Annotated in this window: 13 protein-coding genes; 10 read left to right on the top strand and 3 right to left on the bottom strand. The window is 41.6% G+C overall.

The genetic code is table 11. From position 1 onward, the window contains the following. Nucleotides 1–98 precede the first annotated feature (98 nt). From ACM5QX_RS18145 to ACM5QX_RS18105, 9 genes are all read left to right on the top strand, one after another. Nucleotides 99–911 carry a hypothetical protein gene (locus ACM5QX_RS18145; RefSeq protein ID WP_414754802.1) on the top strand — a complete coding sequence of 271 codons (813 nt, stop codon included), beginning with the start codon at nucleotides 99–101 and terminating at the stop codon, nucleotides 909–911. A gap of 819 nt (nucleotides 912–1,730) precedes the next feature. After that, on the top strand, nucleotides 1,731–1,967 hold the full coding sequence (locus ACM5QX_RS18140; RefSeq protein ID WP_414754801.1) for a hypothetical protein: 237 nt from the start codon (nucleotides 1,731–1,733) through the stop codon (nucleotides 1,965–1,967). A gap of 182 nt (nucleotides 1,968–2,149) precedes the next feature. Continuing rightward, on the top strand, nucleotides 2,150–3,907 hold the full coding sequence (locus tag ACM5QX_RS18135; RefSeq protein ID WP_414754800.1) for an ATP-binding protein: 1,758 nt from the start codon (nucleotides 2,150–2,152) through the stop codon (nucleotides 3,905–3,907). A gap of 338 nt (nucleotides 3,908–4,245) precedes the next feature. Beyond that, the gene (locus tag ACM5QX_RS18130) at nucleotides 4,246–4,476 is read left to right on the top strand and encodes a NifU family protein (RefSeq protein WP_010995481.1); all 231 of its coding nucleotides are present in this window, start codon (nucleotides 4,246–4,248) and stop codon (nucleotides 4,474–4,476) included. A gap of 135 nt (nucleotides 4,477–4,611) precedes the next feature. After that, nucleotides 4,612–6,846, top strand: coding sequence for a glycoside hydrolase (locus ACM5QX_RS18125; protein ID WP_414754799.1), 2,235 nt, complete (start codon nucleotides 4,612–4,614; stop codon nucleotides 6,844–6,846). A 235-nt stretch (nucleotides 6,847–7,081) separates the two neighbouring features. After that, complete coding sequence (locus ACM5QX_RS18120; protein WP_414754798.1) at nucleotides 7,082–8,164, top strand: protein kinase domain-containing protein; 1,083 nt, start codon at nucleotides 7,082–7,084, stop codon at nucleotides 8,162–8,164. A 164-nt stretch (nucleotides 8,165–8,328) separates the two neighbouring features. Further along, nucleotides 8,329–9,693, top strand: coding sequence for a tRNA (N6-isopentenyl adenosine(37)-C2)-methylthiotransferase MiaB (gene miaB / locus ACM5QX_RS18115; RefSeq protein WP_414754797.1), 1,365 nt, complete (start codon nucleotides 8,329–8,331; stop codon nucleotides 9,691–9,693). A 49-nt stretch (nucleotides 9,694–9,742) separates the two neighbouring features. Then, nucleotides 9,743–9,967, top strand: a complete 225-nt coding sequence (locus tag ACM5QX_RS18110; RefSeq protein ID WP_011319779.1) for a DUF433 domain-containing protein — start codon at nucleotides 9,743–9,745, stop codon at nucleotides 9,965–9,967. Further along, the gene (locus ACM5QX_RS18105; RefSeq protein ID WP_414754796.1) at nucleotides 9,964–10,305 is read left to right on the top strand and encodes a DUF5615 family PIN-like protein; all 342 of its coding nucleotides are present in this window, start codon (nucleotides 9,964–9,966) and stop codon (nucleotides 10,303–10,305) included. Before ACM5QX_RS18110 ends, ACM5QX_RS18105 begins: the two co-directional genes overlap by 4 nt. Before the next feature lie 32 nt (nucleotides 10,306–10,337). Here ACM5QX_RS18105 and ACM5QX_RS18100 read toward each other — a convergent pair whose 3' ends face one another. Beyond that, nucleotides 10,338–11,111 carry a hypothetical protein gene (locus ACM5QX_RS18100; RefSeq protein WP_414754795.1) on the bottom strand — a complete coding sequence of 258 codons (774 nt, stop codon included), beginning with the start codon at nucleotides 11,109–11,111 and terminating at the stop codon, nucleotides 10,338–10,340. A 268-nt stretch (nucleotides 11,112–11,379) separates the two neighbouring features. Beyond that, on the bottom strand, nucleotides 11,380–11,787 hold the full coding sequence (locus ACM5QX_RS18095; RefSeq protein WP_414754846.1) for a hypothetical protein: 408 nt from the start codon (nucleotides 11,785–11,787) through the stop codon (nucleotides 11,380–11,382). A gap of 124 nt (nucleotides 11,788–11,911) precedes the next feature. On the opposite strand from ACM5QX_RS18095, the gene ACM5QX_RS18090 reads away from it, so the two are divergent. Next, a complete protein-coding gene (locus ACM5QX_RS18090; RefSeq protein WP_414754794.1) occupies nucleotides 11,912–13,168 on the top strand; it encodes an ABC transporter substrate-binding protein in 1,257 nt (418 codons plus the stop codon). 44 nt (nucleotides 13,169–13,212) lie between these two features. Here ACM5QX_RS18090 and ACM5QX_RS18085 read toward each other — a convergent pair whose 3' ends face one another. Next, nucleotides 13,213–13,395 carry a hypothetical protein gene (locus ACM5QX_RS18085; RefSeq protein WP_414754793.1) on the bottom strand — a complete coding sequence of 61 codons (183 nt, stop codon included), beginning with the start codon at nucleotides 13,393–13,395 and terminating at the stop codon, nucleotides 13,213–13,215. Between the last annotated feature and the right edge of the window lie 290 nt (nucleotides 13,396–13,685).

The following is a 13,685-nucleotide window of genomic DNA, read 5'->3' as shown; positions in this document are numbered from 1 at the left end:
AAGACTTCCTTAACTCAATAGAAATGCGGAAATTCACAATAAAGCTGGGTAGATTATTTTATAAAAATCACCATCTCTGAGATCAACAGGGTACATTTATGACGGACTTAAAAGAAGTATTAACCTTTATTGAAAAAATTGAAAGTGAAAATCTGGGCAAATCGGCTTATGAAATCGCTAATCTTTTACGTGGTTATACAAAGTCAGAATACACGAGTAAGTTATGGACTTTAGCCACAGGGTATGAGCAAAAATACATTGCAGGAGCATTTCAAGGCAGACTCAACAAACATTTATTATTGAGTGGCGAAATGACTGACTTTGCTCATTTCATCGCCTCACTTTCCGACCAAATCAACCAACCAGGAATTAAAAAGTCTGACTTAACCAGTTGGACTGCTGACCATACCTCATGGGCTGGGGATATTGGCTCTGCTATTATATTTTATCGCTCTCAAGCTGATAAAGGGAATGCCATGACCCTTGAGAGAGTACTGATGGGTCTGGCTAGTGACTCCGATTTTACCGCTAATGTTGCCGCTTACTTAGTTGGCTTTGTGATTAATTTAAATCAGCAAACTACCATTTCACAAGCTATTGCTGATTACGATAAAATCCAATATGCAGAGCATATTAAAATATTTATCAAGAAACGTTTTGGGGGCATTATTGAGGGTAATAAATTACAAAGTCCAGATTTAATTGAATCGGAAATTCAGCAATCTGTGTCTACTTTTATGAAGTTATATTCCCCTGCATCTAATTTATATAAATCTTTAAAAACCTTACTAAAATTTCCACCTCAATTAAGATGGCAGAACAAGACTGTGCTTAATAGTGGTGATTTGCAGATTGGTTCCCAACATTTCTTGTCTCATTTGATGAAATATGCAGCCTTAGAGAGACCATAGTTATTTTTCAGAATCCTTGGCTTTTCTCATCTTCCTACTCTCAGGGACTTCCATCTCAAAAAATATCCCATCGCTTTGATGAGCAGAGAGAAGTCTGAGCGCAGGTTTCCTCGGATCAGAATTTCGGGGGGATCAGGGGGAGAAATCATCTTTCCATCGTCTTTGCTATCAACATTGGATAATGTATTTTCTGGAAATCCCCGATAACTGTGTGTTTTGACGCTTTGTCATCAAGCCGAGGTAGGAGCATGAGGCTTCTAGAATTAAATTGAGCGATCGCGCTTACCTCCTTAAGCATGAGCATTCAAAAACCAACCAGAATTTCTCTATGCTGCAATTTAAAGGAGTAGCATAGTTTAAGAGTTGATAAAACTTGAATTATTTCCGGGATATTACAGTTGTCACTGATTACTTTATCAAAAATCTACGCTTTTGCGACCCCCTTCCTCCCCAAATCCTAGTCCGAATTTAAAGATTACTCACAGACTTTTTAAGAATCTCTATAAAGTCTATTTTTCTCTGCCAGTATTCATCAACCTGAAGCGTACAATAAATATATATAAGTACATAGTGTAGATATGATGGGCAAATACCACCCGTATTTGCTCGGAATCTCTGGTTTACTGACAAAACTTCTAGCTTCATTGTCTAGAAAGTTCAATGAAAATTGCCACTGGCTATCTGAATGCTGTTAGTTTAGTGAAATTTCGGGGAACTATGTAACTATAAACTTTTAATATTTGTCAGTAAAATACCCGAACAGTCAATGCAACTGCTTTATAAAGCTTGTGAAAAGACAGTTTCTGAGTATATAAACCTATGAATATGAAAGAAAGAGCTACCGACGCGGATTCAAGCCAAGCCGATAAGGTAGAAATCGCTGTCCAACTGGATTCGGAGTTATTGGAGCAAATTCAGCACCTAACTAACGACCCCAGCAAAGTGATTGAAGTAGCCATTCGTCAATGGTTACGGGGTGAAGCTCTCAGAGATGATGAACTGACACGCAGTCCCAATCGCGTGCCAGTACCGCCTCGTGGAGAATGGAACGATTAACTTTCATAAATAGGCTGTAAAGATAAAGCCTAAAAATGTAAAGTTTGTCAATCTAAATACCAGAACAGTTACAATACGCAATACTCAGTATGTAAAATTGGTCAAATTTTACGCCAAGCTTTGCCCAGCCTTAGTAAGACTGTTTTGAGTTGCCATTAGTCCATCCAACTCGATTCAACGTAATGACTATTACTGCCAATTCCCAATTACCAAATAGATTTCCCCAAAATCTAGAATCGATGAACCACAAGGCTGATGGATTATTAGCAACCCTCGGTGCTGAGTTGGTATATGTGCAGGATGGGGTGGGGCGTTACCTGTCTTTTTATTGGCAGAAAAGTGAACTTTTGGGTTTCAACCAAGAGCAAATAGTATGCGATGGTAATGGACAGGAAATTTTTGTCCCACTGGACAAAGTTTCTTACATGAAGAGACTGCACTATGTCATGGCTAACTTAGCTCCAGAAAAGTTCTCTTGCTGGTTTAGCTGTCATCAAAATCTATTTGAGTTGGAACTGGCTATCACGCCGATTATTCCACCTTTGGGAACTGCTGCCACGACGGTCTTGGTAATGGGTAGGTTATTACAAGTTAAAGTAAATAACCAAGAGGTCAATGTAGCAATTACCACCCCTACACAAACAGACCTAGCTTCGCGATCGCAACAACACCAAAGATTGGTAAATAAAATTACCAGAAATATTCGCCGGACACTAGATTTAGACGTTATTTGGCAACAAACAGTTGACAGTCTAGGTAAAGCACTCAGGCTAGAGCGCTGTATTATTTGTCCTTACCAGCCCTCTAGCTCTAAAGTGCGAGTAATTGCCGAATATCATCAACCAGACCGTCCTTCCATGCTGGGTTTAGAAATAGATGTGACTTCTGAACCAGCTTTTGCTCAGGCGTTGACAACCTTGGAACCAATCATTATGGAAGTTCCTGGTTATAAACTTTGCCCACAACAGAAAATTTTAGTAGTAGCCACTTGTTACCAAGACCAAGCTAATGGCTTAATAGCGATCAATTTACGGCATGAATGTTATCCCTTAACCAATGCCGAATTAGAACTAGCTAAAGAAGTAGCAGATCAGTTGGGAACAGCGATCGCTCATGCTACCTTATATAAAGAATTAGAAGCAGCACGACAAAAAGCTGAAGAAGCTTCCCGCCTCAAGAGTGAGTTTCTCGCTAATGTCTCCCATGAAATCCGCACTCCCTTGAATGGGATGATTGGTTTCCTCAAGCTGATTTTAGAAGGCATGGCAGACGATGTCGAAGAAAAAAACCAGTTTTTATCCGAAGCTCATCAATTATCTTTACATCTACTCAACATTATTAACGACATCTTAGATATAGCTAAAATCGAAGCTGGCAAAATGGAGTTAGTGTGCGCTCCCATCAAGTTGGAAGAGCTATTCTCTGATGTAGATAACTTTATGCGCCCACAAGCAGAGGTCAAAAACCTCAGCTTCCGGATGCAATTGCCACCAACCTCCGATGAAATTGTGGTGCAAGGTAATTACCAACGGCTTTTACAAGTCATGTTAAATATAGTCGGGAATGCGATTAAATTTACCCACGAAGGTGGCATTACCGTTTCTGCCGATGTTGTCCTGAAAAAAGGGAAACTCCAAGAACAGAACTTTCCTGGTATGGTAAGAGTCAGAATAGCCGATACAGGTATTGGTGTTTCCTTAGACCAGCAAGACAAATTATTTCAATTATTCTCTCAAGTAGATGGTTCCCGTACTCGTCAGTATGGTGGTACAGGTTTGGGACTGGCAATATCCCAAAAACTTGTAGAGACGATGGGTGGGGAAGTGCATTTTTACAGTCTTGGTGAGGGACTTGGTTCGACAGTCACATTTACCGTACCTCTATACCAACAGCCAGTCATGCTTTCCTCTAACGACGCTGACGCTGAGTGCATCGGTTAAGTCTAGGACTTATGTACTCAGGGATTAGGGGGAAGGGTGTGAGGGTGTAAGGGTATAAGGGTATGAGGGTTTTAAACATTTACAGTCCCATACCCCTATACCCCCATACCCCTACAAGCAATCACAGATTTGCTATGTAGGAATATTATGTGTTCATGACTATCGCATGAAGCAACCGAGAATAAAACACAATTTGGCAACAATTGGATCTAGGATCGATTTAATCAAGCTGCAAAATAAAACTCTGTGTGGGATATAGAAAAATAGGTAAAGGCAAAATAGCCAATGCCAAATGTTTCCTATCTCACAAATTTTGTTAATTTACTAGGTATCAAGCAATGGAACTAACAATTGACAACGTGGAAACTGTTTTAGATGAAATGCGCCCTTACCTAATTTCTGATGGTGGTAACGTGGAACTTGTAGAACTCGATGGGCCTATTGTTAAATTACGTTTACAAGGTGCTTGCGGTTCTTGTCCTAGTTCTACCATGACTCTGAGAATGGGTATTGAGCGCCGTCTGCGGGAAATGATTCCTGAAATTGCCGAAGTTGAACAGGTAATTTAGGGAATAGGGACTGGGGACTGGGGACTAGGTAAGGACTGAGGATTAGGAAAGAGGCAATTTACCCAATACCCAATACCCAATCCCCGATACCCAATACCCAATACCCAATACCCGATACCCAATCCCTAAGACCCTATGACTCATCCGCTATACGTTGCTTTTATTTGGCATCAACATCAGCCATTGTATAAATCTCCTGGTAGCAGCCTTTCAGTGCCTTCTAGTCAGCAATATCGCCTGCCTTGGGTGCGCTTACATGGTACAAAAGATTATTTAGATTTAATACTAATTTTGGAAAAGTATCCAAAATTACATCAAACAGTAAACTTAGTTCCTTCCTTAATTCTGCAACTGGAAGATTATATTGCTGGTACAGCGTTTGACCCTTACCTCAAAGCCAGTCTGACACCAACTGAGCAACTGACTCAGCAACAACGAGAGTTTATCATTCAGCACTTTTTTGATGCTAATCACCACACCTTGATTGACCCTCACCCTCGTTACGCCGAGTTGTACTATCAAAGGCAGGAAAAAGGGCCGGCTTGGTGTTTGGCGAATTGGCAATTAGCAGATTACAGCGATTTGTTAGCGTGGCACAATTTGGCATGGATAGACCCATTGTTTTGGGATGATCCAGAAATTGCGACTTGGTTACAGCAGGGGCGTAACTTTAGCTTAGGCGATCGCCAGCGCATTTATTCCAAACAACGTGATATTCTCAGCCGCATTATTCCTCAGCACCGGAAAATGCAGGAATCGGGGCAATTAGAAGTTACCACCACACCCTACACACACCCGATTTTGCCTTTGTTAGCTGACACTAATTCTGGTCGGGTAGCTGTGCCAAATATGGCATTACCTGAGTCCCGATTTCAGTGGTCAGAAGATATTCCTCGTCATTTAAGAAAAGCTTGGGAACTATATACAGAAAGATTTGGGCGAGAACCAAAGGGTTTATGGCCGTCCGAACAGTCAGTTAGTCCAGATATATTACCGTATATTATTAAACAAGGATTCCAGTGGATTTGCTCAGATGAGGCAGTCTTGGGGTGGACACTGAAACACTTCTTTCATCGGGATGGGGCAGGGAATGTACAGCAGCCAGAACTTTTGTATCGACCTTATCGCCTATCAACTCCAGCCGGAGATTTGGCGATTGTCTTCCGTGATCACAGATTATCAGATTTAATAGGCTTTACCTATGGGGCAATGCCCGCCAAACAGGCAGCCGCCGATTTGGTGGGACACCTACAAGCGATCGCCAAAATGCAACGAGAACGGCCAAGCGAACAGCCTTGGTTAGTGACTATCGCCTTAGATGGCGAAAACTGCTGGGAATTTTACCCCCAAGATGGCAAACCATTCCTAGAAGCTTTATATCAAAGTTTAAGTAACGAACCCCACATCAAACTCGTTACCGTCTCCGAATTTATCGAGGAATTTCCCGCCACAGCCACCATTTCCGCAGAACAACTACATAGCGGTTCTTGGGTTGATGGTAGCTTTACCACCTGGATTGGTGATCCTGCCAAAAACCGGGCTTGGGATTACCTCACCGAAGCGAGAATCATGTTGGCAAATCATCCCGAAGCAACAGAAGAAAATAACCCCGAAGCTTGGGAAGCTTTATATGCTGCCGAAGGTTCAGACTGGTTTTGGTGGTTTGGTGAAGGACATTCCTCAAATCAAGATGCCATTTTTGACCAATTGTTTCGAGAACATTTGTGTGGCATCTATAAAGCTTTGAATGAACCCATACCCGTATATCTCAAGAATCCAGTGGAGGTTCATGCAGCCAGAGATGATCATTCCCCAGAAGGCTTCATTCATCCTGTAATTGATGGCAGAGGAGATGAGCAAGATTGGGACAAAGCTGGACGGATAGAAATTGGTGGGGCGAGGGGGACAATGCACAACAGCAGCATAGTTCAGCGCCTATGGTACGGTGTAGATCACCTGAATTTCTATTTGCGAGTAGATTTTAAGAGCGGTGTTACCCCTGGACATGGTTTGCCCCCAGAGTTAAACCTGTTGTGGTTTTATCCAGATCGAACAATGCACAATAGTCCGATTCCTTTAGCTGATGTGCCGGATACAGCCCCACTTAATTATCTATTCCATCATCATTTGGAAATTAACTTGCTGACCCAATCAATTCAGTTTCGGGAAGCAGCAGAAAATTATCAATGGCATCCCCGTTTCAGCCGCGCTCAAGTCGCCTTAGAAAATTGTTTAGAAGTGGCGATACCCTGGGCAGATTTGCAAGTTCCCCCAGATTATCCTCTGCGGCTAATTCTAGTACTTGCTGATGAGGGGCGTTTTAGTAAATATTTACCAGAAGATACTTTAATTCCGATTGAAGTGCCGTAAGCAGCAATGGAGAGTCGGGTATAAAATTTTATAGGATTGGTATGTAAGGGTTAATAAAACTATGATGATATCCTGAGCTTTATGGTGATTACTCATAGCTTTATAAAAAACCTACACTTGTCAGACTCTCCACTACCCGATAAATATTAATTTTGCAAAGTTGCCGTAATGCTACTGGCACAGAAAAACTTTTGTGGTTAGATTGATAACATCACAAAGTAGCTATTGTTGGGCTATGAATCGCTTTTCGGGAAATATTACTAATTTACATCAGTACAATTTGCAGCAGAATCAGCTAGCGCAAATGTGTGGTTCTAAAGAGCTATTTTGCGATCGCTATCAGATATTGCGGATATTAGGTAGAGGCGGTTTCGGGATCACGTTTCTAGCTGGAGATGCGGTGTTACCAGGAAATCCTTTGTGTGTAATTAAACAGCTTTGCCCTAAAGTTACTAGTGCTAAAAGCTGGCAAAATGCCTGTCAGCGCTTTCAAAAAGAAGCTAAAACTCTCGCTAAACTCGGTAGCCACTCGCAAATTCCCATGCTGCTTAACTACTTTGAAGGCGACGGGGAACTGTATTTAGTCCAAGAATATGTGCGGGGCTATACTTTGTCACAAGAAGTCAGACATCATGGTATAAAGACAGAAGCAGAAGTTAAACGATTTTTGCTAGAATTACTGCCAATTTTGCAATATCTTTATCAAAATCAAGTAATTCACCGAGATATTAAACCGCAAAATATAGTACGTTGTGCAGACGACGGCCGCATAGTATTAATAGATTTTGGTGCAGTTAAGGAAAAATTATCTGATGTGGGTCTAAGTTCATTTAGTCAAAATGCTCACACCAACTTCGTGGGGACAACGGGATTTGCACCACCAGAGCAGTTTTCTTTACGTCCAGTTTATGCCAGTGATATTTACGCCTTGGGTATGACTTGTATTTATCTGTTAACTGGCAAAGCACCTTTAGAAATGGAAAATAACAGCAAAACTGGGGAAATATGTTGGCATAAATACGTAAAAGTTAGTGATGATTTCGCCAAGATTATTCGCAAAATGGTGAAATTTTCCTTAGATGAGCGTTTCCAAAAACCACAGGATGTCATTGAGGCTTTGAATAAAGAAAGGGATTTACCCAACTTTAGTGATTGTCTGACTAGCCAACCATTAAGTAATAAGCGCCAAACAAAAGTAGAAACTTCCGAGAAATACGTCCCATCCGTAACTAGAACTGCAACGGCAATCCGTGAATGGAAAGCCAAACTGCAACAAAAACAGCTACAACGTTCATTGCAGCATTTTTCGTCTGTATAATACACAATTCTGGGGATGAAAGACTAATCAATCACTCCTGTCCTCTGCTTTTCTGCGATAATTTTCACAGCTTGGGGGTTGTTAAAGTTGCTCGACAATCACTAGAGTAAATAGAGAAGAACACAAAGCATATTTAACATACAGCTAACTAAGCATAATTGCCCATGACCACTTCTAACCGCCGCTATCACATTACTACCTTTGGTTGCCAAATGAACAAAGCCGACTCAGAGCGCATGGCTGGCATTTTAGAAGACATGGGCTTTGAGTTTTCCGAAGATCCCAACAATGCAGATGTGATTCTCTACAATACCTGTACAATTCGGGATAATGCTGAACAGAAAGTCTATTCTTACCTCGGTAGACAAGCCAAGCGCAAACACGAACAACCAGACTTAACCTTAGTTGTAGCTGGTTGTGTTGCCCAACAGGAAGGCGAAGCACTACTGCGGCGAGTACCAGAACTAGATTTAGTCATGGGGCCACAACACGCCAACCGTCTCAAAGATTTGCTGGAGTCGGTGTTTGCGGGTAATCAAGTCGTTGCTACTGAAGCCGTCCATATTATGGAAGATATCACCCAGGCGCGGCGAGATAGCACCGTAACAGCTTGGGTAAACGTGATTTATGGCTGCAATGAACGCTGTACCTATTGTGTAGTTCCCAACGTGCGCGGTGTGGAACAGTCCCGTACACCGGAAGCCGTTCGTGCAGAAATGGAAGAATTGGGACGGCAAGGTTACAAAGAAATTACCCTACTTGGTCAAAATATTGACGCTTATGGTAGAGATTTACCAGGCGCGACACCAGAAGGACGACACCTACACACCTTCACAGACTTACTGTATTACGTCCATGATGTGCCAGGAGTAGAAAGAATCAGATTTGCTACCAGCCATCCCCGTTATTTTACAGAGAGACTAATTAAAGCTTGTGCAGAGTTGCCCAAAGTTTGCGAACATTTCCACATTCCTTTTCAATCTGGAGATAACCAACTACTGAAAGCAATGGCGCGGGGTTACACTCAGGAGAAATATCGCCGGATTATCGACACAATTCGTAGATATATGCCAGATGCTTCCATTAGTGCTGATGCAATTGTTGGGTTCCCAGGGGAGACAGAGGAACAGTTTGAGAATACGTTGAAACTGGTGGATGATATTGGCTTTGACCAATTAAACACAGCCGCCTATTCACCCCGTCCCGGCACACCAGCAGCTTTGTGGGAAAATCAACTGAGTGAAGAAACCAAAAGCGATCGCCTACAAAGATTAAACCATTTAGTGAACGTAAAAGCAGCCGAGCGATCGCAACGTTATATGGGACGCATCGAGGAAGTTTTAGTAGAAGAACAAAACCCCAAAGATCAAACCCAAGTCATGGGACGCACACGCGGTAATCGTCTCACCTTCTTCAAGGGAGATATTAATGAACTAAAAGGGCAATTAGTCAAGGTGAAAATTAACGAAGTTCGCGCTTTTAGTTTGACTGGTGAACCGATAGAAATGCGCCAAGCTGTACAAGTTTAAATGAATTTACACCACACTAAAAGTAATTATTTGTGGAGTCTGAATCTAAATGTCAAACTTGTTGCAACGAATCACGGTCAACCCTAAACAGTGTGGTGGTCGTCCCTGCATTCGTGGTATGAGAATTAGGGTATCAGATGTACTTGATTTGTTGGCTGCGGGACTTAGCTCCGAGCAAATCTTAGCAGAAATGCCCGATTTAGAGATGGATGATTTGAAAGCATCACTCGCTTACGCTGCTCGTAAATTAAATCATCCCATCCTGACGGCATGACAACGATTTGGATTGATGCACATCTGTCGCCGGCGATTGCTACCTGGATTAACAATACATTTGGGATTACAGCATCGGCATTGCGTGACATTGGCTTGAGGGATGCTGAAGACCTGGAGATTTTTGAAGCAGCAAAAGCTCAAGGAGTTATCTTCATCACCAAAGACAGCGATTTTGTTGACTTAGTAGAACGATTAGGAGAACCACCAAAAATCATCTGGCTAACCTGTGGTAATACATCAAATGCTCGTTTGCAAGAGATTCTGAGTGTCACACTACCGGACGCATTGAGGCTTCTACAAGCAGGCGAGAGATTGGTAGAGATTAGTGGAGTTTAATATAACTGCATAAAAGCGATCGCCAGTTAGTGTCAAGCTGTCTTAAAAAAGCGAATGATTTCTCGCACATGATCGAGGAACTGTCCATCGGTAGAAAGCTGGGCGATCGCATTTCTGGCTTCCCTAGATAATCGCTCATGTTCAGTTTGATTTGTAGCCCGTAATTCTTCTAAATTGGCGGCGATTTTTGCTAAATCTCTACGGGTTTCTTCACCAAAGCGTTGTTGTGTGGCTGCTAAAGAATAGGGCTGTTCTAGGTTAAATTGGTCTTCCAAAACTTGGACTTTTTGTTCTAATTCAACAAAGCGATGACGGAGTTCTACGATATCTTCACGGGGATATTTCCATTCTTGGCTAATCATTGTTAGCCGTGCATAGATATATTCATAAGCACGAATTGCCGGTCTGAGGATTGTTAATAATAATGCTGCGCCAGAACTGATATAACCTACAGCACTAATACCTGTGGCGGCGAGGAGATAAAGACCAATAGCTGAGAATAAGTGTAAAGCCAAAGCCACCCACAGCGATCGCTTGGCTAACCCTTGGACATATCGCACTTGTCGCTCATCCACAGGAATTTCTTTTTCTCTGGACTGTGCGGCTTCAGCTAACACTTGTTTAGCTTGAAAATGAATATTCCAAGGTACAGTCACAATGACTAACAACCACCAAAAACTCGCCCCTCCAATTACCCAATCCAGAAAGCTACCCGCAGGTACATGAAACCATTGCAATACGCTAAAAGCTAGCAATACTGTAATGACAATTCCGGCAATAGAACTAATAAAAAAATTTACATACATATAGCCATTTCTCCAATGAAACTAATTTGTAATAGTTAATACTTACGCAAGTGTCATAATCAAAGTAACTGTAGGGTGCGTCAGCCCCAATAATTTCGTACACATTAGAGGATTTTCCGCATCTGACGCACCCTACTATTGTGCCAGTTGCATAAGTCCTGATAGTCTTGCCATAGGCTATTACAAATTACGAATTAGTTTCATCATGGCTATGCTGGAGGATTTATACAGAAAAGTCTGTGATGCTTTTTCCAGTTGCATATATGATTTATGGGATGAGATAGCTATGCCAAACTGGTTCCGTATCTTTACTGGTCTTATCTGGAAGTAACAATCGCCAAGTTTTACCTTCTTGCTGGATTTGGAGGTAAACATCAAAGGGTTGTTGCAGTTTGGTTAACTGTCTCTTTGGTAACTGGAAAATTAAGTCATAGGTTCCCAGAACTCGGAAGGCAGGAAGATTTTGAATTGTCAGGGGTTGTTCCTGGCGAATCTTCAGGTGTTTAATTTGAAAACCTTGGAAATTTAAATCTAGCTGTTGATTAAGTTTTTCTTGAGTTTGTTCTAGCTGGAGTGCGATCGCTCTCTGCACTAATTCGCTAGTCGGCAACAAGCCAATATTATTACAACCCACTAATAGTAATAGTAGTACTGCTGTGAAAAAGAACCGCACCATGTCACTTGTAATAGACTTCAGCGATAGTATAGCGGTAGATACCTGTAGTTTTTTAGTCAATAGTCAATAGTCAGTAGTTATCTTTCCCATATCCCTGCTTCTTCCCTATCCTCTATCTCTGGCGATGAAAAAAAGTTGGTGGCAATTTTTGGGATTAGTGATGGCGATCGCGATCGCCATCATTGCTTACCATAGTTGGCAAGTGCAAAGTTCGTCTTCAGCATCTGCCCCAGTCACTGTTAAACTCAGTGGCTGGGGTGGTTCTCCCGTTGAGCAAAAACTATTGAAACAGGTTTTACAAGACTTTGAAGCACAGCATCCTCTGATCAAGGTCAAATATGAAGTGATTTCTGACCAATACATGGACGTGATCAAAACCCGCTTGATTGGAGAAGCTGCCCCTGATGTCTTTTACTTGGATGCCCTGGAGGCTCCTTTTTTGATGAGCCAGAATGTGCTGGAACCATTAGAAAGTTACATCACTCCCGCATTTGACTTAAGTGACTTTGAAACCAATCTCCTAGAAACCTTTAAATACCAGAACCATATTTATGGTTTCCCTAAGGACTATTCCACTTTGGCGCTGTTTTATAACAAAAAAGCCTTTGCTGCTGCTGGTTTGAGCAGCCCCCCAGCGACATGGCAAGAATTACGCACCTACTCCCGAAAATTAACAGGTAAGCTCAACAAGTATGGCTTTGGGGAAGCACCGGAATTAGCGCGCCAAGTTTACAAAATTAAAGCTTTTGGTGGGGAGGTTGTCAATCAAAATGGTCATGCTACCTTTGCGAGTGAAGCTGGTTTACGGGGATTGCAATTAGTGATAGACCAGTATCAAAAAGATAAATCATCTGCTCAAAAATCTGACGTAGGGACAAACTCAGGTAGCGAAATGTTTGGTCAGGAGAAAGTGGCAATGGTAATTGAAGGTAATTGGGCAATTCCATACTTACAAGAAACCTTTCCGCAATTGGAGTTTGCAACTGCACAATTACCAACGATTAATCAAAAAAAAGGCACAATGGTATTCACTGTTGCCTATGTTATGAGTAAGCAATCACAGCATAAAGCTGAAGCATGGGAGTTAATTTCCTATCTCACAGGTAAAGCCGGAATGCAGAAATGGACAAGTACAGGCTTTGCTTTACCTACACGCAAATCAGTATCTCAACAATTAGGATATGAGCAAGATCCCTTGCGATCGCCTTTAGTTGCCGGTGTTGATGATGCTACACCCTGGCAGGTTGGTAAATACCCAGCCCCAATTGTGAACAACTTTGATAATCAATTTGTCAGTGCCTTACTAGGACAACAACCATTAAAACAGGCGATGCTTAGGGCGCAGAATCAGGCAAATAAGCAAATTCAAGCAATGGAGTGAAGCAAGGAAGCAGGGAATTATGGACTGGACTGAGAACTAAACTGCTACGTACAGACGTTGCTGTGCAGCATCTCTATTGAATACTTGGTAGCGATCGCCACTAAATAAAACCCTTTGATATTAGTAATCAAAACTCGATAAATGTTGATGTTGGGGTATTTAGCAGTATTAAATTTATTTCCATCTAGAGAATCAATCAACACATACATAAACACTACCATTACCATTAGAAAAATGAATTTCTATTTTTTCAGCCTAATTGGCATAGCACAGCCATCAATTACGATAATCTTTTTAAAGTCGGAGATCACCTACTACTGATTTGCCAATAGAATAATTTTGAAGACCCACAATATCATACAAACATCCCATCCGACCAAATCATTGAACGCATAAAATAGCCTGTTTGTCTAGTCTTACTATATTGCAATTTCTTCTTAGATATTGCTATTTAACCCAAGCAAATCACAATTAAAACCTAATATTGAAATTTTACTCACTATCAGTTTAGCTAACT

It is taken from the genome of Anabaena sp. CCY 9910, assembly GCF_963920875.1.
Taxonomy (GTDB): Bacteria; Cyanobacteriota; Cyanobacteriia; order Cyanobacteriales; family Nostocaceae; genus Trichormus; species Trichormus variabilis.
This window is presented reverse-complemented; position numbering and strand designations above follow the sequence as displayed.